Origin of the sequence: Sphaerisporangium sp. NPDC088356 (genome assembly GCF_040685555.1) — a bacterium.
In the GTDB taxonomy this organism is placed as follows: Bacteria; Actinomycetota; Actinomycetes; order Streptosporangiales; family Streptosporangiaceae; genus Sphaerisporangium.
The window spans coordinates 42,224-63,638 of the sequence record NZ_JBFBIK010000037.1 but is presented as its reverse complement, the minus strand read 5'-3'; the positions used below and the strand labels follow the sequence as shown (position 1 = coordinate 63,638).

Here is a 21,415-nt window from a genome sequence, read left to right as displayed (position 1 = left end):
CGCCGGAACCACCTGGGACAGCTACTCCCGCACCCCCGGCACCACCTGGGACTAAGAAATGGCACCACCTGGGACTAAGAAATCAAACCATCCAGCCCAGTTCGAGAATCCCTATTGAAAGCCCACCTATCACTCCTCTTGAAACCGCTGATCTAGCTCCGCTTGACAGCAAATGAGCAAGTAAGTCGAAACAGACCAGCCCGCGCCGGCTAAGACCATCGTGATCCAGATCTGAACCGATGGCATCGGCGGACATCAAAGGGCCGGACATCGTCAGGGCAACGCCGGGACATTCCTCGCCAGGCCCGACCAGCCAGATCATCCCCGCCGCGTCACTCCTCTGTGACGCCCGGCCTCCTGCCGTCACTAACGGGCGGCGTCGCCGCTCAGGGCGGCCAGCACCCGGTGTGCGGTGTCGGCGCTGGACTGGGGGTTCTGACCGCTGATGAGGTTGCCGTCGACGACGACCTTGCCGGCAATGACGTGTCAGGCGGCGAGGTTCTCGGAGTACTGCCGCGCGGGGGTCCGTCGGGCGCGCCGGGAGGCGAGTCCGGTGGCGGCCAGGAGTACGGCCAGCCCGGCGAGGGTCAGGGCCGCACCTGCCCAGATGGGCGCGGTGTATCCCAGCCCGGCGGCGAGGGTCAGGCCGCCGAGCCACGCGCCGAGGGCGTTGCCGACGTTGAACGCGGCGATGTTGGCCCCCGAGGCGAGGGTCGGCGCCCGGTCCGCGTAGTGCATGATCCGCATCTGCAGGCCCGGCACGGTGGCGAACCCGAAGGCGCCCATCAGGACCAGGGAGATCGTCGTCATCACCTGGTTGTGCGCGGTGAGCGCGAAGACGCTGAGCACGATGGTGAGCGTGACCAGGAGGGTGATCAGAGTCCGGGGCACGGACCGGTCGGCCGCCTTGCCGCCGGCGAAGTTTCCGACGAACAGGCCGGCGCCGAAGAGGACCAGCAGCCATGGCACCGACGAGGAGGCGAATCCGCTCACCTGCGTCAGGGTGTAGGCGATGTAGGTGAAAGCGCCGAACATGCCGCCGAAGCCGAGGATCGTGACGGCCAGCGACAACCAGACCTGCGGGTGGGTGAAGGCGGCCAGCTCGCCGCGCAGCCCGGCGTCCCGCGTGCCCGACGGGCTGCCGCCGGAGACCAGGGCCGCGACGCCGATCAGGGCGATGACACCGATGACGGTGATGGCCCAGAAGGTGGAGCGCCAGCCCAGCTGCTGGCCCAGCAGGGTGCCGAACGGCACGCCGAGGACGTTGGCGGTGGTGACGCCGGCGAACATCATGGCGATCGCGCCGGCCCGCTTGGCCGGGGCCACCATGTCGGCGGCGACCACGGAGCCGATGCCGAAGAACGCGCCATGGCAAAGGGCGGCGACGACACGGCCGAGCATCATCACCGCGTAGCTGGGGGCGATCGCGGACAGCAGGTTGCCGGTGATGAAGAGCACCATGAGCCCGAGCAGCACGTGCTTGCGGTTGAACCTCGTCGCGGCGGCCGTGAGGCCGATGGCGCCGACGGCGACGCTCAGCGCGTAGCCGGAGATGAGCCAGCCCGCGGCGGCCTCCGTGACACCGAAGTCCTGGGCGACCTCGGGTAACAGGCCCGCGATGATGAACTCGGTGAGTCCGATGCCGAAACCCCCGATGGCGAGGGCGAGCAAGCCGAGAGGCATCCGTCGTTCCTTCCGATGATTAAGCGCGCGTCTGCAACTAACCGCGTGAGCAACAATATACTTGCACACGCGCTTAATCGCCACAGGCGTGTAAGCTGCGATCAGAAGGTGAACGGCCGTCCCAAGGGGAGGGCCCAGGGCCCTCAGGAGGCCGGCATGGGAATCGGGGACGACGCAGTGGAGGTCCGCGCCCAGGGCTGGCGCACGCTGGCGGCGCTCCACGGCCTGATCGAGGCCGCGCTCGAGCGTGAGCTGCAGTCCGAGTACGTCCTGTCGGTCGTGGAGTACACGGTGCTGGACGCGCTGTCGCGGCAGGACGGCTGGCACATGCGCATGCAGCAGCTCGCCCGGGCCGCGGCGCTTTCCAGCAGTGCCACCACGCGGCTGGTGAACCGCCTCGAAGACCGCGGCCTGCTCACCCGCATCCTGTGCCAGGACGACCGGCGCGGCATCTACACCGAGCTCACCGGCCAGGGGTGGGAGCTGCTGAGCAGGGCCCGGCCGGCCCATGACGCGGTCCTGGCCAGAGCGCTGGCCGAGGCGGAGCAGACCCCCGAGCTCGCTCCTCTGGTGGACGCGCTGCACCGCCTGCCGGCCGAGTCGAGATCAGCGCACTAGCTTCAGGTTCATGGTGGTGACCTGCGCGGCATGACCTCGCGAAGGAACCTCACCAGGTCGTCGGGGTCCAGCCCGAGAAGGCCGGCGCGGTGGGCGGCCATCAGCAGCAGGTGGGCGACCAGCTCGGTACGGCGTTCGTGGTCGCCGAACCATTCCCACAACCGGTCGAAGCCGAGGTCGGTCAGCTCGGTGCCGAGGCCGTACCGGTCCCTGACCTCGGACACCACTCCCGCGATGGCGTCCAGCGGTGAGGGCCCCGGACGCAGGCACAGCAGCCCGGGATGGTGGACGTCCGGAGACCACCGGCACCCCGAAGGCGGATCGGCCTTGACCTGAGCGTAGACGTCCAGATCGTCCCTGTCGGCCCCGCAGGCGGTGAACTGCAGCAGGAAGGCGTACACCGGCTGCCCTCCGGCGTCGGCCAGGACGGGCGGGGAGACGTCGAGCACGTTGATGACCCGCTGCTCCGCGATCAGCTCCTGGAGCTGCCAGGCCGCCATGCGCGGGTCGTCCACCGTGACGGTGCCGATGCCGGGAAGCGAGGCCTGCCAGAGGCCGTCTTCCACCTCGGCGATCGTGGCGACCGGTCTGTGCTCGTCCATCCGCCCCCTTCCCGCACACGGATCCGAGACCGTACAGACCTGAGACCGTACAGATCCGAGGTCGTAAGGACCTGAGACCGTACGGATCCGAGACCGTACGGATCCGAGACCGTACGGATCCGAGACCGTATGGATCCGAGACTAGGCGGCTACCGCCCCGCCGGTCCTGGATACGCGGCGCGTGCCGTACGGATGCCGTGCCCAGGTCACCGCATTTCGCCGCGGACCTCCCGGCGGAGCGCCTCGAAGTCGACGCCCGCGTCGGCGATGACGCGTGCGGCCAGTCCCTCGCCCTCCCGGAGCAGGCCGAGGAGGATGTGGCCGTTGCCGATGTAGTCGTGCTTGAGGACGATGGCCTCGCGCAGCGAGAGCTCCAGCACCTTCTTGGCGCGGCCGGAGAAGGGGAGGTGGCCGCCGAGGCGCCACGGGCGCCCGCGGCGCGGCCGGGGCTCGCGGTCGAGGGCACCAGGCCCGAAGGCGGCCTCGACCTTCTCCCGTATCGCGTCGAGATCGATGCCTATCGACTCCAGCGCGCCGGCGTCGAGATCGTCGGACGGCGCCGCCGCCAGCAGCCGTGCCACGGCGTCACCCATCTGGTCGTGGTCGAGCCCGTGCCGTGCCAGGACCCGCGCGGCCACCGTGTCGGGCTGCCGGAGAAGGGCGAGCAGCATGTGCTCGGTGCCTATGTGGCCGTGGTTGAACAGCCGGGCCTCGTCCTGGGCGAGCACGACCGTCTGGCGCGCGTCCTCGTGAAACCGCTCGAACATCCCTACTTCTCCCGCCTCAGTAGGCCTCGGCCGCCTGCGTACTTCTTGTGGACCGCCTGCCTGCTCACGCCGAGCAGAACCGCGATCTCCTGCCAGGACCAGCCCTGCTCGCGGGCGTTGTCCACCTGTAGTGCCTCCAGCCGCTCGACCAGCGTCCGCAGTGCCCGTACGGCCCGGAGGCCGACGGCCGGATCGCGGCTGCCGGCGTCGGAGGCCAGCTGTGCCGTGTTGCTCATGGGTGTCAATATAAATTGACACCCATGAGCTGTCAACCATAGTTGACGCGCGAGCGCGGACGATCTACGCGACCCGCGTTCCAGGCCGGATGTTTTCGCTGGTACGGCCGCAGGTGACCGAAAAAATGGTTTGCCCGGCCACCCTCGGGTTTGCCAGTCTTGAGAGGCTATGCGCTCCCTGCCTCATGCCGATCCCGGCATTCCCGATGCCCGCAGCCCGCTCCGGTACCTGTGGTGGGTGGCCCGTGGGCAGGCGAGCCCGCTGATCGTCGGCATCGGCTACGCCGTCCTGTGGTGGCTGGCGCAGGCGCTCGTGCCCTCGGCACTGGGCAAGGCCGTCGACAGCCTCACCACGCGCGACGCCGAGGCGCTTGTCCGCTGGTCGGCGGTCCTGCTGGGGCTCGGCGTCCTGAGCGCCTTCGGCGGCGTGATGCGCCACCGGCTGGCGGTCTTCAACTGGCTGAGCGCCGCCTACCGCACCGTGCAGGTCACCGCGCGGCAGGCCACCCGGCTCGGCGCGACGCTGCCGAAGCTGCTGTCGACCGGCGAGGTGATCAGCGTCGGCAACTCCGACATCGCCCACATCGGCAACGCCATGGACATCCTGCTGCGCGCCGTCGGCTCGGTCGTCGCCATCATCATGGTGACGGCGATCCTGATCACGACCTCGCCTACGCTCGGCCTGATCGTGCTGCTCGGCCTGCCGCTGATGGTGCTGGCCGTCGGCCCGCTGCTCAGGCCGCTGCACCGCCGGCAGCACGAGCAGCGCGACCTCCAGGGCGACCTCGCCACCCGGGCCTCCGACATCGTCGCCGGCCTGCGGGTGCTGCGCGGCATCGGCGGCGAGCAGGTCTTCGCCGACCGTTACCGCGAGGAGTCCCAGCGGGTGAGGGGCGCCGGGGTCCGGGTGGCGTCGGTGGACGCCGCTCTGGAGGGCGCCCAGCTCCTGCTGCCCGGCATGCTGATCGCCTTCGTCACCTGGCGGGGCGCGCACTACGCGATGGACGGCACGATCACGGTCGGCCAGCTCGTCGCCTTCTACGGGTACGCGCTGTTCCTGGTGGGCCCGCTGCGCACGCTGACCGAGGCGGCCGACAAGCTCACCAAGGGGCACGTGGCGGCCCGCAGGGTCATCCGCATCCTGTCGCTGGACCCCGAGGTCCAGGGCACGGGCACGGCCGTGACCGCCGGGGGCGACCTGGTGGACGCCACGTCCGGCGTCACCGTGCGGCAGGGACGGTTCACCGCCCTGGCCGGCACGGTGCCCGAGGATGCCATCGCCGTCGCCGACCGGCTCGGCCACTACGTGGCGGCCGGGGCCACCTTCGGCGGCGTGCCGCTGGCCGACCTGCCGCTGGCCGAGGTCAGGCGCCGCATCCTGGTGGCCGACAACGGCGCCAGGCTGTTCAGCGGGCGCCTGCGCGACCAGCTCGACATCACCGGCTCCGCCTCGGAGGACGACCTGCGGCGCGCCCTGCGCACCGCCTGCGCCGAGGACGTCGTCGAGGCGCTCCCCGGAGGCATGGATTCACACGTGGCCGAGTCCGGCAGGGAGTTCTCCGGCGGCCAGCAGCAGCGCCTGCGGCTCGTACGCGCGCTGCTCGCCGACCCCGAGGTGCTCGTCCTGGTGGAGCCGACCAGCGCGGTCGACGCCCACACCGAGGCGCGCATCGCCGAGCGACTGGGAGAGGCCCGCCGCGGGCGCACGACGCTGGTCTGCACCACGAGCCCGCTCGTGCTCGACCGGGCGGACACCGTGATCTTCATGCGGGACGGGCAGGTGCGCGCGGAGGGTTCCCACCGCTCCCTGCTCGCCACCGTCCCCGACTACACCGCGACCGTGACCCGAGGGGAGGTCTGATCGTGAGCGTGCGCCAGGCCACTGAGAACGAACTGACGGAAGGCCCGGCAGGTGAAGTCCGAGCCGCCGAGGGCCGCAGGAGTGAAGGCCGTACGGATGAGAGCCGTGCGGACGACGGCGAGGCCGGTGAACGCCTCGCGGGCGGCGACGGCAGGCCGGTCGCGAGCGGCGACCAGCGGCGCATCCTGCCCGTCGCCGACCAGGCGCAGGTGCGGGCGTACGCCCGGCGGCTGACGCTGAAGTACCCCCGCCGGCTGGTGGCGGCCCTGAGCCTGCACGGCCTCGCCGCCGTCGCGGGCCTCACCGGGCCGCGCCTGCTCGGCGAGCTGGTCGAGGGCGTGCGCGACGGCACGGGCATCAGCGTCGACCTCGTCGCGCTGACGATCGCCGGCTTCGTCGTCGTGCAGGCGGTGCTGATCAGGTACGCCGTCTACGTCTCCGCCAAGCTCGGCGAGAAGGTCCTCGCCGAGCTGCGGGAGGAGTTCGTCGACCGCGTGCTCGCCCTGCCCCTGTCGACCGTCGAGCGCGCGGGCTCGGGCGACCTGGTCACCCGCACCTCGCGGGACGTCGACGCGCTGTCGCGCACAGTGCGGCACGCCGTGCCGGAGACCCTGATCGCCGTGGTCGCGGGCGCGTTCGTGCTGGGCGCGCTCGCCCTGGTGGGGCCCCTGCTCGTACTGCCGTCGCTCATCGCGGTGCCCCTGCTGTGGTTCTCCACCCGGTGGTACCTCAAGCGGGCCAGGGACGGCTACCTGCGCGAGAACGCCGCGTACGCGGACATGACCGAGGGCCTCACCGAGACCGTGGAGGGCGCGAGGACCGTCGAGGCGTTCGGCCTGCAGCGCCGCAGGCACGAGCGCACCGACGGCGACATCGCGCGGTCGTGGGCGGCCGAGCGCTACACGCTGGGCCTGCGCATGGTGTGGTTCCCCTCGGTGGAGTTCGGCTACGTGATCCCCGTCGTGGCGACGCTGCTGATCGGCGGCATCTTCTACCTGAACGGATGGGTGTCGCTGGCCCAGGTGACCGCGGCCACGCTGTACGTGCAGCAGCTCATCGACCCGCTCGACCGCCTGCTGTCGTGGGTCGACGAGCTCCAGGTCGGCGGGGCGTCCATGGCCAGGCTGCTCGGCGTGGCCAACGTTCCCGACGACCGCGACGCGGGCGCCGAGCGGCCCCTCGGCGAGACGATGGTCGCCGACGACGTGCGCTACTCCTACCGCGAGGGCCACGACGTGCTGCACGGCGTCTCGCTGGAGGTCGCGCCGGGAGAGCGGCTCGCGATGGTCGGCCCCTCGGGGGCCGGAAAGCCGACGCTGGGCCGCCTGCTCGCGGGCATCCACGGCCCGCGCACCGGCGCGGTGACGGTCGGCGGCGTCCCGCTGGTCGACCTGCCCCTGGACGAGCTGCGCGGTCACGTCGCGCTGGTCACCCAGGAACACCACGTGTTCCGGGGCACCGTGCGCGACAACGTGCTCATCGCGCGGCCGCAGGCCGATGACGCCGCCGTCAGGGAGGCGCTGGAGGCCGTCGACGCGTGGGAGTGGGTCGAGGCGCTGCCGGACGGGCTCGGCACGGTCGTGGGCTCGGGCGGCCTGGCGGTCTCACCCGCGCAGGCCCAGCAGGTCGCGCTCGCCCGGCTGGTGCTCGCGGACCCGCACACGCTGGTGCTGGACGAGGCGACCTCGCTGATCGACCCGCGCGCCGCGCGGCATCTGGAGCGGTCGCTGGCGGCCGTGCTCGACGGGCGGACCGTCATCGCCATCGCGCACCGGCTGTACACCGCGCACGACGCCGACCGGGTCGCGGTCATCGAAGACGGCCGCATCAGCGAGCTAGGGTCGCACGACGAGCTGGTCGCCGCGGGAGGCGCCTACGCCGCGCTGTGGGACAGCTGGCACGGCATCTCCCGCTGACGGCCCGGCTCGGGGTGGTCCTCAGGCGTCCAGGGAACGCCTGAGGAACTCCACCTGGAGAAGCAGAAGGTTCTCCGCGACGACCTCCTGCGGGGTCATGTGGGTCACCCCCGACAGCGGCAGCACGCTGTGGGGACGGCCGGCGGCCACGAGGGACGACGACAGGCGGAGCGTGTGGGCCGCCACCACGTTGTCGTCGGCGAGCCCGTGGATGAGCAGCAGCGCCCGCTCCAGCTTCTCGGCGTCGGCCATGAGCGAGGACCGGTCGTACACGTCGGGAAGCTCGCCGGGGTGGCCGAGGTAGCGCTCGGTGTAGGCGGTGTCGTAGAGCCGCCAGTCGGTGACCGGGGCCCCGGCGATGGCCGCGTGGAAGACGTCGGGCCTGCGCAGGACGGCCAGCGCCGCGAGGAAGCCGCCGAACGACCAGCCCTTGATGGCCACCCGCGAGAGGTCGAGGTCGTCGGGGTAGAGCTGGGCGGCGCCCTTCAGGGCGTCCACCTGGTCTTCGAGCGCGGGGGTCGCCAGGTCGTGCAGCACCTCGCGCTCGAAGGCGGGGCCCCGGCCAGGAGTGCCCCGGCCGTCGGCCACGATCACCGCGAAGCCCTGGTCGGCGAACCACTGGGATTCGAGGAAGCCCCGGCCGGAGGCCATCACCCGCTGGGCATGGGGCCCGCCGTAGGGATCCATGAGGACGGGGAGGCGCCTGGAACCGGGCACGTGCCCGCTCGGCAGCAGCACGGCCGTGGCCAGCTCACGCTCGCCCGTGCGGACAAGCGAGACGCGGGGCTCCAGCTTCGGACGCTCGGCGAGCGAGGCGATGTGCAGGCGCTTCTGGCCGTTCTCGACCCGCACGGTGGTGCCGGGGCTGTCGAGGGTCTGGCTGACGACGAGCAGGGTGTCGCCGGACAGGCGGCCGCTGTGCACGCCCGGCTCGCTGGTGACCGGGGAGATGACCCCGCCTGACCAGGTCCACAGGTGGATCTCGGTGGGCTCGGCGCTCGCGCGGAACAGGACGGTGTCGCCCGAGACGCCGAGCACGTCGCGGACCTGAAGGGTCGGCGGGGTGACCGGGGCGTCACCGATGATCAGGCGCCGGCCGCCGTCGGCGTCGGCCACCCACACCAGCGTGCCGTCGGAAAGGCGCGAGGGGACCCCGGCGACGACGTCGATCCACGCGTCGTCGGTGTCCTCGCGCACGAGCTCGGTCGCGCCGGTCGACGGGTCGACCGTGAGGACGCGGACGGCCTTCTGGTCGCGGGGCATCGTGACGATCGACGGGCCGTGATGGTCCCAGGCGGCCGTCACCAGGTATTCGTCGTCGAACGGGACCGCGGTGCGGATGCCGTCGAGCCCCAGGACGAGCAGCTCAACGGTGGCGTTGGCCGTGCCTGCCGCGGGATAGCGCACCGGCACGGGCGTGCGGGAGGGGTTGGCCGGGTCGGCGATGTGCCAGGTCTGGACGGGCGACTCGTCGGCCCGCTCGGCGAGCAGCGCCGTGCCGTCCGGTGACCACCAGTAGCCGCGCATGCGGTCGAGCTCCTCGGCCGCGATGAACTCCGCCAGGCCGTACGTCACGCCGGCCGCCTCAGGGGTCGCCAGCGCGCGGTCGTCGCCCGTGGCGACCTCCTGGACGCGGAGGGCGCCGCCCGTGACGTACGCCACGCGGGCGCCGTCGGGGGACAGGCGGGGGTCGATCACCGGGCCGGGGGTGTCGAGCCGCCGCACGGCGCCCGACCTCAGGTCGGCCAGGTAAAGCCCGCCGGACAGCGCGAAGACCGCGGAGGTCAGCGCGGAGTCGGCGCCGAAGGCGACCACGCCGCCGGCCTGCTCCCTGGCCCGCTCGCGACGGGCCTTCTCCTCCGCGGGCAGATCTTCGTCGGCCGCGCCGAGGTCGGCGGGGTCGACCACCAGGCGCTCGGCGCCCGAGGCCAGGTCGAGCTCCCACAGGCAGGTCACGGGATCGGTGCCGGACCGGCTGCGCAAGAAGACGACGCGGTCGCCGCCGGGGGCGATCACGAAGCCGCGGGGCACCCCGAGGGTGAAGCGGCGGGTCCTGGCGTAAAGGCGCGGGAAGCTCTCACTCATGTCGTTCATATTGCCAGGCCAACACACAGGGAGATGCTTCCTGTCGGTGGCTGGGGATAGCCTCGACCGCATGACTGAACGCCGTTTGCTGCTGGTGCACGCCCATCCCGACGACGAGACGAGCGGCACGGGGGCCACGATGGCCAAATACGCCGCGGAGGGCGCCCACGTCACGCTCGTCACCTGCACCCTCGGCGAGGAGGGCGAGATCGTGGTGCCCGACCTGGCCCATCTCGCCGCCGACCAGGAGGACGGGCTCGGCGGGCACCGCATCGGCGAGCTTGAGGCGGCCTGCAAGGCCCTTGGCGTCGATGACCACCGCTTCCTCGGCGGGCCCGGCCGCTGGCGCGACTCCGGCATGATGGGCGTCGCCACCAACGACAACCCCCGATGCTTCTGGCGGGCCGATCTCGACGAGGCCGCCGGCGAGCTGGTCGAGATCATTCGCGAGGTCAGGCCCCAGGTGCTGGTCACCTACGACGCGAACGGCTTCTACGGCCACCCCGACCACATCCAGGCGCACCGGGTCGCCTGGCGGGCCTTCGAGCTGGCCGCCGATCCCTCCTTCGGCGAGGGCGAGCCCTGGCAGATCGCCAAGTTCTACTTCACGACCATGCCGAAGTCGGGGATGCGGCGGGTCGCCGAGGCGATGCGCGACACCGACTTCGACTTCTTCACCGAGGAGACGCTCGACGACCTGCCGTTCGGCTCCGCCGACGAGGAGATCACCGCCGAGATCGACGCGCGGTCGTACGCCGCCGCCAAGTTCGACGCCATGCGGGCCCACCGCTCGCAGATCGACCTCGGCGCGCCCTGGTTCGTGATCTCCAGCAGCATGGGCCAGGATTTGCTCGGCATCGAGCACTTCATCCTCAAGGCCGGTGCGCGCGGGCCCGCCGGTAAGGGCCTGCCCCAGGAGGCCGGCGGTCTCGGCGAGCCCTACATCCGCGAAGACGATCTCTTCGCGGGCATCGGCTAGCCTTTCAACCATGGAGGAAGAGCAGGTCGAGAGCGATACCGCGACGCGGCGGGGGTCCCACGCCGTGATCACGGGCGCGGCATACGGCATGCTCTTCGTGCTCGGCGTCGTCTTCGGCGTCGTGGCCGGGCTGGAGCATTCCTGGGACGTGGGCGGCGCGGTCCCGCCCATTCCGATCATCCTGTCCATCGTGCTGTTCGCCCTGCTGTACGGCGCGGGCCGGCTCATGGACAGCAAGCTGGGCGCGTTCGTCCCCGGCATGGGGTGGATGCTGGCCGCGCTGCTGTTCTCGGCCAAGAGGCCCGAGGGCGATCTGGTCATCGCCGCCAACGTCCCCGGCTACTGGTATCTCGGCTGTGGGGCGCTGGCCCTGGTGGTCGCTGTCCTGCTGGTTCCTTCGTCCGGTTCGTGGCTGATGCACCAGGGTTCGTATGGCAAGGGGCGCCGAATGAATATTTCGGATGGAATGTCCGCATAAGCTGGCCAGCGTGCATCAGGGATCTGTCGAAAGCCAGGTAGATCAGGCGGTCTTCCGCAAGGTGACAGGCCGCTTCGCCACCGGCGTCGCCATCGTGACCACGCTCGCCGACGGCATCGACCACGCGATGACGGTCAACTCCTTCGCCTCGGTCTCCCTTGATCCTCTCCTCGTTCTGGTCTGCGTGGAGAAGATCGCCAGGTTCCACGACGCCGTGCTCGATGCCGGGGTGTGGGGGGTCTCGGTCCTCGGCGAGGACGGCGAGGAGGCCTCCCGGGCCTTCGCCACGCGCGGCCGTACGCTCGAAGGACAGCTCGACCGCTGGTCGCACCGCCGGGGCGGGCTGGGGCTCGCGCTCTTCGACACCGCCATCGCGACGCTGGAGTGCCGTACGACCGTCGTGCACGACGGGGGCGACCATTCGATCATCGTCGGGAGCGTGGTGTCGGCGGACACCCCGAGGGACGCCCCTCCGCTGATCTACTACGAGGGCCGCTACCGCCACCTGCGCCCGCTGGGCCGATAGGAGTCGACGGGCCGCCCTACCGGCCACCGGGGCCCTGGGTCACAATCGAGACATGCGCGGACGGCACCGGGCAAGGCAGGTGCTCAACTACGTCAACCTCTCGACGCCGCTGGGACTGCTCATCGCGGTGATCGGGCGGGCCACGGTGCGGCGCGGCGAGCACGGCCTGCTGTACGCCCATGGATACCGCATCCCATTCCCGGTCGCCGGCGCCTTCACGGTCGGCAACGTGGTCCTGACGGCCCAGCGAGAGGGCTACCTGACCGGCGCCCTGCTGAGGCACGAGGCCCGGCACGCCACCCAGTACGCCTTCTGCGTCGGCCTGCCCCTGCTGCCGCTGTATGTCCTCGCCCTGCTGGTATCGGTGGCCGTCTGCGGCCATCCCGCCTCCTGGAACGTCTTCGAACGCATGGCCGACCTGGACGAGGGGGGCTACCCGCGGCATCCCTCCCGATGGAGGAGGCGCACCCTGGAGGGGAAGACCCAGGGTGAATGCCATCCAATCCACATTACGGAGGACATGACGGATACCTCGTACGACTGAGGCATGTTTTTCGCTCACGGGGGATCATCAGAGCAGAGTGGTGATTGATCCCCGTGGAACAGCCCGCCTCCCACTCGGCGACGAACAGGAGGGTCGCATGTCGCAAACCGTCAGCCCTGAGATCTCCCCGGTCACGCCGCGACGTGAGCGGACCTTTCCCACCGACTTCAAGGACCGCCTGACCTGCCCGCTTCCCGACTTCCGCGAGGTCATGAGCGTCGCATGGCACGGAGGGTTCCGTCCCGACATCGGGGACGCCGACCAGATCCCGGTCCTGCGGGCCGGTCTGTCCCCCGTCACCGCGACGGACGCCGCGATCACGTGGGTGGGCCACGCGACGTACGTGCTGCGCATCGGGGGCCTGACGGTGCTGACGGACCCCGTCTGGTCGCGCAAGATCCCCGGCGTGCGGCAGCGGCTGACACCGCCCGGCGTGGCCTGGAGCGACCTGCCGCCGGTGGACGCCGTCGTGATCAGCCACAACCACTACGACCATCTCGACGCGCCGACGATGCGCCGCCTGCCGAGGCACACTCCGGTCTTCGTCCCCGCCAACCTGGCGAGCTGGTTCACCAAGAAGGGGTTCACGAACGTCACGGAGCTCGACTGGTGGGAGAGCGCTAAGATCGGCGAGGTGAGCTTCGACTTCGTGCCCGCCCACCACTGGAGCCGCAGGTCGCTCTTCGACACCTGCAAGTCGCTGTGGGGCGGCTGGGTGCTGACCTCACCCGACCAGCGGATCTACTTCGCCGGTGACACCGCCTACGGCGACCGTTTCAAGCTCATCGGGGATCGCTACCCCGGCATCGACCTGGCGCTGATGCCGGTGGGCGCGTACGAGCCACGCTGGTTCATGCACGTCTCCCACGTGGATCCCGCCGAGGCCGTGCGGGCGTGCGCCGATGTCGGCGCGCGGCGGATGGCGACCATGCACTGGGGGACGTTCGTGCTCTCGGGTGAGCCGCTGATGGCCCCCGTGCAGGAGACCCGCGCGGCCTGGATCGCCTCCGGCCGCGACCGCGAGGACCTCTGGGATCTCGCCGTGGGCGAGACCCGTACGCTCACCGGCTGAGCCGGCGGAGTCCGCTGGACGAGGGTGGGTAGTCCCCACGGGGATGAGCCACGGCGGTGGTCCGGGTCAGGACCAGGTCTGTCCCTGCGGGGTGTCGGTGACCTTGACGCCCAGCGCGGCCAGCTCGTCGCGGAGGCGGTCGGAGGCCTGCCAGTCCTTGGTCTCACGGGCCTTCGCCCGGGACTCCAGCAGCTCGGCCGCGCCGGGCGGGAGCACCGCGACGACGGGAGGCTTGCCGATGTCGACCGCGAGGTCCAGCCCCAGCACCTGGTCGAGGTGCAGGAACGTTTCGAGGCGGGAGCCGGGGGCCACCGTCTCGTCGCGCTCCAGCTCGCGCACGACGCGCAGGGCGGCGGGGGTGTCGAGATCGTCGTCGAACGCCGCCCGGGCGCGGTCGGCGTACTCGGCGGCGATCGGCCTGCTGGGGGACTCGGCCCACTCGGCGACGCGTTGCCGCCACCGGCGCAGGGTGCGGTCGGCCGCGTGGAGGGTGTCCCAGGTGAGGTTCATCTGCTGGCGGTAGCGGTGTTCGAGGAGCGCCAGCCGCACGGCGAGGGGATCGAGGCCGGCGGCCACGACGTCGGACAGGAGCACGACGTTGCCGGTGGACTTGGCCATCTTGCGGCCGTCGAACAGCACGTGCTCGCCGTGGACCCAGTGCTTGACGACGTCGTGCCCGACCGAGGCGTTGGACTGGGCGCGCTCGTCCTCGTGGTGGGGGAAGCGCAGGTCCTTGCCGCCGGTGTGGATGTCGATGTGCTCGCCGAGGAAGCGCAGGGACATGGCCGAGCACTCGATGTGCCAGCCGGGGAAGCCCCGGCCCCAGGGGGTCTCCCAGGTCATGTCGCGGTCGGAGCCCTTCCACAGGGCCCAGTCGGCGTGGAAGCGCTTGCGCGGGTCCACACCCTCGACCCGGTGGCCGGGCTTCAGCGCATCCAGCCGGTTTCCGGAAATCTCGCCGTAAGTCGGGAAGCTCTGCGCGTCGAAGAACACCGAGCCGTCGTCCACGGCGTAGGCGTGACCCTTCTCGATGAGCTTGGCGATCAGCTCGATCATCAGGTCGATCGTCTCGGTGGCGCGCGGAGTGTGCTCGGGGGTGCGCATGTTGAGCGCCGAGGTGTCGCGGCGGAAGGCGTCCTCGTAGAACCGGGCGATCTCCATGGCCGAGCGCCCCTCGCGGCGGGCCTGCTGGAGGACCTTGTCCTCACCCGACGCGTCGATCTCCTCGTCGTCGACCAGGTGGCCCACGTCGGTGATGTTCTGACAGACCACCGACCGAATCCGGCTCTGCTCCAGCACCCGGCGGATCAGATCGGACAGCAGGTACGACCTGAGGTTGCCCACGTGGGCGTACCGGTAGACGGTCGGTCCGCAGGTGTACATGCGCACGACGCGCGCGTTGGCGGGGACGATCGCCTCGAGCTGCCTGGACCTGGTGTCATACAGCCGCAACATGCCACCGAGCTTAGGCCATGGGATCACACCCCGTCAGGGCCATGGCGATCACTCGTGACAGGCGCCGCGGTCACCCCGCCTCGGGGTCGAGGAAGGCCAGGATGTCGCGGTCGCCGCGCTCGCGGAGGCGGGTCAGGACCTCCTCGCGCGAGGCGCCGTCGGCCAGGCCGATGCGGGCCCCGATGAGGCGCAGCGCCTCGGCCTCCGACGCCACAGGGGCGGTGTACCCGATGAGGTGGAGCGCCATGTTGACGGGCGGCAGCCCCTGGGCGGCCTGCGGCAGGTAGCGGGTCAGCAACTCGCCGCCGTCCGACACCGTCATGAAGATCGAGTCGCCCTCGCTGGCGTTGTAGTCGGCCAGCACGGGCCTGATCGAGCCCATCGTCGGCTGGTTGTGCCAGCTGATCACCACGTCACCCGAGGGCGTGGAGGTGGTCAGCTGCCCGCCGGGGGCCATGCCCAGGTGGGCGGCGAAGCCGGTCGGAAGCGGGGACCCCGAGCCCCTGAGGTGCTCGGCGTTGACGTCGACGCGGTGCCACCAGCGCCCGTCCCTGCTGCGGAAGGACCTGCGGGTCATCGACACGTCGCGGCGCGGGTGGTACGGCTCGGCCTGCTCGGGCGCGGCGACGCGGATCCATCCGCGCTGGGTGCGCTCGAACCCCGGCCCGCCCGAGTACGCGCGCACCGAGCTCTCGCTGACCTCGTACCGGGTGGTCAGGTTGGCGACGATGGTGTTCACCGAGGCCTCGCCGCCCGCCCTCTCGATCTCGCGGACGATCATCTCGCGGATGCCGATGTACTCCTCGCCGCCCCAGCGCGACAGCCCGTACCGGTTCCTGTCGACCCGCAGGAAGCGCTCGTCGGCGGTGAGCTGGTTGCGGATGCCGACGAGGCTGTAGTCCTCGCCGATGCGGGTCTGGATCTCCTCGGGGCTGAGCGGCCCCTCGGCGACCGCCAGCACGGCCTCGGCCTTCTCGTTGACGCTGCGCGGCCAGGGGACGACATGCCCCTCCAGGATGCGCAGGTGCGGGACGGAGGCGAGCCAGCGCTCGGCGACGTCCTCCCGCACCCCGAGCTGGGCGACCATCGTGACCGCCTCGGGCAGCTTCACCGGCCCGTCGGTGAACAGCTGACGGGTCTTCTCCTTGAGCTCGTCGGCGCCCCCGGCCACCAGCCAGCCGTCCACCTGGTCGTATCCGGTGAGCAGGGTGCGGACGAACCGCCAGGTCGGCACGCCCAGCGTCCTCAGCTCCGTGCGGTGCCAGGGCACCGCGGCGGCGAGGTCGTCCGCCGGCACGGCCGAGCCGAGCCGTCCCCGCAGCCAGGCCAGGTGGGCGGCCAGCGGGGTGGCCTCAGGGGTGGCGAGCCGGGTCTGGACGTGGTCGCGCAGGTCGCGCTCGATCTGCCGGATGCGCTCGCGGGTCACGGAGAACCGCTGCGCCAGCTCGTCGAGCGTCACCCGGCGCTCGGCGTAGACGCGGTCCTTGGCGATGGCCCGCTGCCGGTCGTCGAGCGCGGCGAAGATCTCGTCGATCAGCTCGGGGATCGGCCGGTCGGGCGTGGCCGGCTGGGCGGGCACGGGCGGGGCCTCGCGGGCGGGCTGCGACTCGGAGGCCAGCAGCCGCGCCAGGACGCTCGTGAACAGCGCGTGCACGGCCTCCCGGGCTTCCGGCGTGCGCAGGCTCTGATCCGGGTCGGTCACCCGGATCAGGGGCAGGATGTCGCCGAGCGGTAGGTGCCCCCAGCAGGCCATGGAGAGGTCGGCCAGTCGCGCGGCCACCTGAGCGGTTCCGACGATCAGGCAGGCGCGGTCCAGGGGGAGTGCCTGCCACCACGCGTCCGGGAGACGGGCGTCGCTCGCGATCGGCTCGACCTGGCTGGGTGCTGTCCAGCGCAGGGGAGGCACGATGTCGCTAAGGCTCAAATTCATGGGGGTCCAACCGGCATGGGGCTTGGGTCGGGATGAGACTCGGGTCTTATCCGCAGTTCAGGTTATTGGGTCATGGTGGCAGAAAGGGACTTGCCCGGCCGGAGTAGGACACGTAAAGCCGCTCGGCGGCTCGCGTGCAGGCCATGTAGAGCAGCCCCCGTTCCCGTTGCAGGTCGTGGGCACGTGCCGTCGGATCCTCGGCGGCGGGAGTGAGCGCGTCGGCCGAGGGAACGATGCCGTCGGCCACCCCGATGAGGGCGACCCGGCGGAATTCCAGGCCCTTCATGCCGTGGAGCGTGGTGACCCGCACCGGCGTCTCGGCGTTCGCGAGCGCCGCCTTGGCGTCCCTGACGAGGTCGCCCAGGCGGGTCGCGACGGCGATCTCCTCCGGGGGCACCCCGTCGTAGATCCACTCCTTGACGATGGTCACCAGCCCGGCCAGCTCCGCCTCGCGCGAGGTGTACTCCCGTACGAGCGGGCGGGTGCCCATGTGCGTCGCGCGAAAGCCCACCAGTTCGGTGATGCCGTCGACCAGGCCGTCGGCCGGGCCCCCGCCGCGCAGCCGTACGCCCCACGAGAGGATCTCCTGCGGCAGGCGGTGGGAGATGGTGAGGCGGTGGCTCTCGGCCTTGATGCCGAGCGTGCTGAGCGCCACCCGGGTGTCGAACACGCGCTGGTGGGGGTCGCCGACGATGAACAGGTCGTTGGGCGCGGGCGGCACGGCGGCGCGCAGGAGCCGCCACTGCGCCGGGTGCAGGTCCTGCGCCTCGTCCACCACGACGTGCCGGTACGGCTCGCGCCCCGGCGCGTCGTCGCCGAGCAGGTCGCCCGTGGTCCGGCCGAGCAGCGTGGAGGCCTCGGAGGCGAGCTGGAGCAACGTGCGCCTGCCGGAGGCGCGCAGCCGTCCCGTGACGTGCTCGATGGCCTTCCAGACGGCGGTGCGCTCATCGATCTCCAGCTCCACACTGCGGCCGGGACGTCGCGCGGTGAGGTACTCCTGCACGGTGCAGAGATTCTGGGCCAGGATCACCTGCTCCCACTCGCGTAACAGGAACGCGGGGCTGTGCAGGTCGCCCGAGATCTCGGAGGCCTCCTGCCACAGGGTGGCCAGGTCTGGCGCGCCGACCAGGAGCGGGGGACGGCCCTCGGCCTCGGCGACGATGCGGTGGGCGAGGCGCTCGACGTTGCCGACCTCGATGCGCTCGCGGATCTCCTGGTCGTCCACCAGCAGGTCGAGCTTCGCCGCCACGTCGGCGGCCACTCCCTGCGAGAAGGTCACGAGCAGGACCCGGCCGGCCCCTGCCCGGGCGAGGTGGGCGGCGCGGTGGAGCGCCACCAGGGTCTTGCCGGTGCCCGCGCCGCCGGTGAGGAGCACCGGCACGCCGTAGCTTTCCTGGTGGGCCAGGCGGTACTGGGTCGGGTAGAGGAACGTGCACCAGTGCGGGGTGGTGAGCACCCGGTCGAGCGCGCTCGGATCGGGGACGAAGACGGCCCGGTCGGGCGTGCGTTCGAGGGCGGTGGTGAGGTCCGTGACGTCCACCGCCGTCGCGGGCACGGCCACACGCGTGTCCAGCGCCCGCCACGCCTCGGCCACCGAGCCGCCCTCGCCGAGCACGGACAGCGGGGCGAACTGGCTCTCGGGCAGCAGCGGTTCGAGCGCGGCCAGGTTGGCGCCCGTGGTGATCAGCCGCACCAGGGGGAGCACCTCGGCGTCGATGCCGAGCCCGAGCAGGTCGCTGTCGCAGACGTGCGCGAACAGCCGCCACTCGGTCGAGCCCGCGGACCGGCGCAGCGCGGGCTCGACCCGTTCCAGGGCCTCGGCGTTCCAGATCTCGGCGACCCCGATGGCGGCGTTGACGGCGAAGCGGTGCCGCTGGGCGTACGACCAGGCCTCGGAGTCCGGCAGCACGGTGAGCATCCAGTACACGTCGCGCTGCCGCACGACCACCCCGCGGTGGCGGTCGGCGAGCCGCAGCGTCGCGACGCGCGAGTCCCTGGTGTTGCGCACCCGCTCGGGGTGGGGGGCGGACGTGGTGTTCTGCAGGAACCGGCGCATGGCGATCACGGCGTCCCGGCGTACGGGCGGGGGAAGCGCGTCGAGATCCCGGGGGACCTCGGGGGCGATCGCGAGCCGGGGCACCGCCGCTCCCGTCAGACCATCAGGGACAGCAGGTCGCGGTCCCCGCGTTCTCGGAGCCGGTTCATCAGGTCGGGCAACCCCACGGGCCCGGTCATGCCGATGCGGGTCGCCAGCACCCGGATGGTCTCGTCCAGCGACTCGGGGCCGCCCTTGGCGGTGTGACCGGCCAGCCGCAGCGCCACCGCGCCCTTGTCGAGGTCGCCGGCCGACGAGGGCACCAGCCTGGCCCGCAGGAGCTTGTCCTCCTCCGCGACGGTGAGGAACAGGTGGGCCCCGGGCTGGGCGCCCATGTCGTGGAGCAGCTGTCCCAGCGACTCGATGACCGGACGGGCCTGCCAGCTCAGCGTGACCTCTCCCGCCGCGCTCATCACGGTGTGGCTCTCGCCGGGCGAGAGCCCCAGGTAGGCGGCGAACCCGCTCGGCAGCGGGCACTCCCCGCCGGTGAGCTGCTCGGGCGCGACGTCGACCCGCAGCCACCAGAGGCCGTCCGGGTGCCGGAAGCACCTGCGGGTCATCGACACGTCCTTGAGCTGGCCGGTCGGGGTCGAGTGGGGCCCCTCGGGGTCGCCCGGCCTGTCCTCTTCGGCCTTGCCGGGCTTCTTGGTGGACTGGATGCGCAGCTGGGGGACGTTCTCCAGCCACTCCTTGGCGACCTCGGGGTGGATGCCCAGGGTCGACACCAGTTCGAGGGCGCGGGCGACCGTCGGCGGGCGGTCGGCGTTGAGGATCAGGCCGCAGGTCTGGTCGCGCAGCTCCGCGATGTCCCCCGACACCAGCCAGTCGTCCTGGACCGTGTAACCGGGCAGGGTGGCCAGCACGAACTGCCAGGCCGGGACGTCGAGGGAGCGCAGCTCCCTTGTGTGCCACTCGGCGGCGGTCATCAGGCGCGACTTGGGCGCCGCCACGCCGAGGGTGCCGGGGAGCTTCTCCAGGTGCTGGGTGTACGGCGCGGCGTCCGCGCTGTCCAGCCAGTCGGCCAGCCTGCCGCGGAGCTCGCCCTCCAGGGCCACGATGTCCTCCGGGGTGACGGCGAACAGCTTGGCCAGCTCCTCGGGGGCGGCGGGGGAGTCGGCGAAGACGTGGTTCTGCGCGACCGCCCAGGTCTTGTCGTCCAGGTCGGCGAACGCCGCGTCGATGAGCGCGGGAATGTCCTTCTCGGTGCGCCCGGTGCCCAGCTCGTCGGTGTTCGTGCCGACGGGGGTGCCGGTGTCCTCGGGCGCGGCGGGGCCTTCCGGCTCGCGCGCCGGTTCGCCGTCGCCCGGGATCTCGCGGTCCTGCGTGTCCTCGGGGGCTCCGAGGGCTCCGTCGCCTTCCGGGATCGCGAGATCTTCGGAAATCCGGAGACCTTCAGGGATCCCGAAACCGTCCGGGGTCCCGAAACCGTCCGGGGTCGCGAGGCCTTCCGGGGCGTCCGTGGCCCGGAGGCCCCTGGCGCCGAAGGGGTCGGGGTCCGGCGAGGCGCTGGCCGGGCCGAACGGGCCGGAGTCGGGGCCGAACGGGTCGTTGTGGGCGAACGGGGCGGGATCGGCGTTGAACGGCTCGGGCTCGGGCACGAACGGGCGGGGAGCCGGGGTGAACCCCTGCTCGTCCCCGCCGAACCCGGGCCCTTCCGGCGTGAATCCCGGGCCGTCGTTGCCGAACGTGGGGCCGTCCGTGCCGAACGCCGGGCCGTCGGGGGGGAAGGCGGGTGCGCTCGGGGTGGTGAAGGGCCGTTCGGTGCGCGGCGGCGGGGTGAACATCGAGGTCCGGGACGGGCCGGATCCGCCCTCGCGGGAGCGGCTGGGGAGCTCCCTGGAGACGTGCTGCTCCAGGGCGGCCTCCGCCAGGCGGGCCGCGGCGAGGCCGAGGGGGTCGCTGCGGTCGATCGAAACCTTCTGCCGCTTCGGAAGCGGGGGCGCGGACCGTACGGGAAGCGGTTCGGACCGTACGGGAAGCGGTTCGGGCCGGAGGGGTGCCCCGGCGGGGTCCGTTGAGCGGTCCGCGGAGGGCCCCTGCGGACCTGTGGAGGCTCCCTGGGCCGCCGCGGGGCCCTGCGGGGTCTCCTCGGACAGAAGGGACGGCCGTGCCGCGTGGTCGTCCGGATGGGCGCCCTGCTCGCCGGTGGGCGTCAGCCGTACGAAGACCGCGGTGAACAGGGCGGTCAGCACCGGCCTGGCGCGGATGAACGGCTGGTCGGCCAGCTCGCGGCCGGTCAGCGACAGCAGGCCGAACCACGAGCCCACGCGGTCGAGCGCGATGGAGACCTGCGGCTCGTCGGCCTCCTCGGGATCCATGACGTGCAGGGCGGGCAGGATGTCGCCCACGGCGGCGGCCGGCCAGTGCTCCGTCGCCAGCTCGGTGAGCAGCTCACCGAGCGCCTCGGGGCCGAGCACGGCGAAGACCCTGCTGAGGGGGACGGCCCGCCACCAGGCGTCCGGCAGGCTCGGTACGTCGCGGAGCTGCGAGAATGCGGTCGCGTCACTCCACCGAAGCGGAGGCACGAGATCACTCAGGCAGAAGTTCATCCCGTTTCCTCTCCGGTGA

17 protein-coding genes are annotated in these 21,415 nt (G+C 71.7%); 8 read left to right on the top strand and 9 right to left on the bottom strand.

Annotation, left to right across the window (positions count from 1 at the left end):
- Positions 1 to 486: 486 nt before the first annotated feature.
- Positions 487 to 1,683 (bottom strand): MFS transporter, encoded by a 1,197-nt coding sequence (locus AB0O34_RS16510; RefSeq protein ID WP_363916245.1) that lies wholly within the window; start codon positions 1,681 to 1,683, stop codon positions 487 to 489.
- A 156-nt stretch (positions 1,684 to 1,839) separates the two neighbouring features.
- Between AB0O34_RS16510 and AB0O34_RS16505 the strand changes: the two genes are divergently transcribed.
- The gene (locus tag AB0O34_RS16505) at positions 1,840 to 2,301 is read left to right on the top strand and encodes a MarR family transcriptional regulator (RefSeq protein WP_363916244.1); all 462 of its coding nucleotides are present in this window, start codon (positions 1,840 to 1,842) and stop codon (positions 2,299 to 2,301) included.
- An 8-nt stretch (positions 2,302 to 2,309) separates the two neighbouring features.
- Here AB0O34_RS16505 and AB0O34_RS16500 read toward each other — a convergent pair whose 3' ends face one another.
- From AB0O34_RS16500 to AB0O34_RS16490, 3 genes are all read right to left on the bottom strand, one after another.
- Positions 2,310 to 2,903, bottom strand: coding sequence for a hypothetical protein (locus tag AB0O34_RS16500; protein WP_363916243.1), 594 nt, complete (start codon positions 2,901 to 2,903; stop codon positions 2,310 to 2,312).
- A 206-nt stretch (positions 2,904 to 3,109) separates the two neighbouring features.
- On the bottom strand, positions 3,110 to 3,670 hold the full coding sequence (locus AB0O34_RS16495; protein ID WP_363916242.1) for a Clp protease N-terminal domain-containing protein: 561 nt from the start codon (positions 3,668 to 3,670) through the stop codon (positions 3,110 to 3,112).
- 2 nt (positions 3,671 to 3,672) lie between these two features.
- A complete protein-coding gene (locus AB0O34_RS16490) occupies positions 3,673 to 3,906 on the bottom strand; it encodes a helix-turn-helix domain-containing protein (RefSeq protein WP_363916241.1) in 234 nt (77 codons plus the stop codon).
- Between the two features lie 169 nt (positions 3,907 to 4,075).
- Between AB0O34_RS16490 and AB0O34_RS16485 the strand changes: the two genes are divergently transcribed.
- Together AB0O34_RS16485 and AB0O34_RS16480 are read left to right on the top strand one after the other, a co-directional pair.
- Positions 4,076 to 5,767, top strand: coding sequence for an ABC transporter ATP-binding protein (locus AB0O34_RS16485; RefSeq protein WP_363916240.1), 1,692 nt, complete (start codon positions 4,076 to 4,078; stop codon positions 5,765 to 5,767).
- A 2-nt stretch (positions 5,768 to 5,769) separates the two neighbouring features.
- Entirely contained in the window at positions 5,770 to 7,683 is a 1,914-nt protein-coding gene (locus tag AB0O34_RS16480) for an ABC transporter ATP-binding protein (RefSeq protein ID WP_363916239.1), read from the top strand.
- 21 nt (positions 7,684 to 7,704) lie between these two features.
- Here AB0O34_RS16480 and AB0O34_RS16475 read toward each other — a convergent pair whose 3' ends face one another.
- Positions 7,705 to 9,768: an LpqB family beta-propeller domain-containing protein gene (locus AB0O34_RS16475; RefSeq protein ID WP_363916238.1), complete on the bottom strand. Its 2,064-nt coding sequence runs from the start codon at positions 9,766 to 9,768 to the stop codon at positions 7,705 to 7,707.
- A gap of 70 nt (positions 9,769 to 9,838) precedes the next feature.
- Between AB0O34_RS16475 and mshB the strand changes: the two genes are divergently transcribed.
- The 5 genes from mshB to AB0O34_RS16450 all read left to right on the top strand — a co-directional run bounded on the left by mshB (position 9,839) and on the right by AB0O34_RS16450 (position 13,367).
- Positions 9,839 to 10,747, top strand: coding sequence for an N-acetyl-1-D-myo-inositol-2-amino-2-deoxy-alpha-D-glucopyranoside deacetylase (mshB, locus tag AB0O34_RS16470; protein ID WP_363916237.1), 909 nt, complete (start codon positions 9,839 to 9,841; stop codon positions 10,745 to 10,747).
- Positions 10,748 to 10,757: 10 nt separating this feature from the next.
- Positions 10,758 to 11,225 (top strand): DUF6113 family protein, encoded by a 468-nt coding sequence (locus tag AB0O34_RS16465; RefSeq protein ID WP_363916236.1) that lies wholly within the window; start codon positions 10,758 to 10,760, stop codon positions 11,223 to 11,225.
- Between the two features lie 10 nt (positions 11,226 to 11,235).
- A complete protein-coding gene (locus tag AB0O34_RS16460) occupies positions 11,236 to 11,751 on the top strand; it encodes a flavin reductase family protein (protein ID WP_363916235.1) in 516 nt (171 codons plus the stop codon).
- A gap of 52 nt (positions 11,752 to 11,803) precedes the next feature.
- Entirely contained in the window at positions 11,804 to 12,295 is a 492-nt protein-coding gene (locus tag AB0O34_RS16455; protein WP_363916234.1) for a hypothetical protein, read from the top strand.
- Positions 12,296 to 12,392: 97 nt separating this feature from the next.
- Positions 12,393 to 13,367, top strand: coding sequence for an MBL fold metallo-hydrolase (locus AB0O34_RS16450; protein ID WP_363916233.1), 975 nt, complete (start codon positions 12,393 to 12,395; stop codon positions 13,365 to 13,367).
- Positions 13,368 to 13,433: 66 nt separating this feature from the next.
- On the opposite strand, the gene cysS is transcribed toward AB0O34_RS16450, so the two are convergent.
- From cysS to AB0O34_RS16430, 4 genes are all read right to left on the bottom strand, one after another.
- Complete coding sequence (cysS, locus tag AB0O34_RS16445) at positions 13,434 to 14,822, bottom strand: cysteine--tRNA ligase (protein ID WP_363916232.1); 1,389 nt, start codon at positions 14,820 to 14,822, stop codon at positions 13,434 to 13,436.
- Positions 14,823 to 14,892: 70 nt separating this feature from the next.
- Complete coding sequence (locus AB0O34_RS16440; RefSeq protein WP_363916231.1) at positions 14,893 to 16,752, bottom strand: sigma factor-like helix-turn-helix DNA-binding protein; 1,860 nt, start codon at positions 16,750 to 16,752, stop codon at positions 14,893 to 14,895.
- Between the two features lie 70 nt (positions 16,753 to 16,822).
- The gene (locus tag AB0O34_RS16435; protein WP_363916230.1) at positions 16,823 to 18,892 is read right to left on the bottom strand and encodes a UvrD-helicase domain-containing protein; all 2,070 of its coding nucleotides are present in this window, start codon (positions 18,890 to 18,892) and stop codon (positions 16,823 to 16,825) included.
- An 11-nt stretch (positions 18,893 to 18,903) separates the two neighbouring features.
- Complete coding sequence (locus tag AB0O34_RS16430) at positions 18,904 to 21,396, bottom strand: hypothetical protein (RefSeq protein ID WP_363916229.1); 2,493 nt, start codon at positions 21,394 to 21,396, stop codon at positions 18,904 to 18,906.
- Between the last annotated feature and the right edge of the window lie 19 nt (positions 21,397 to 21,415).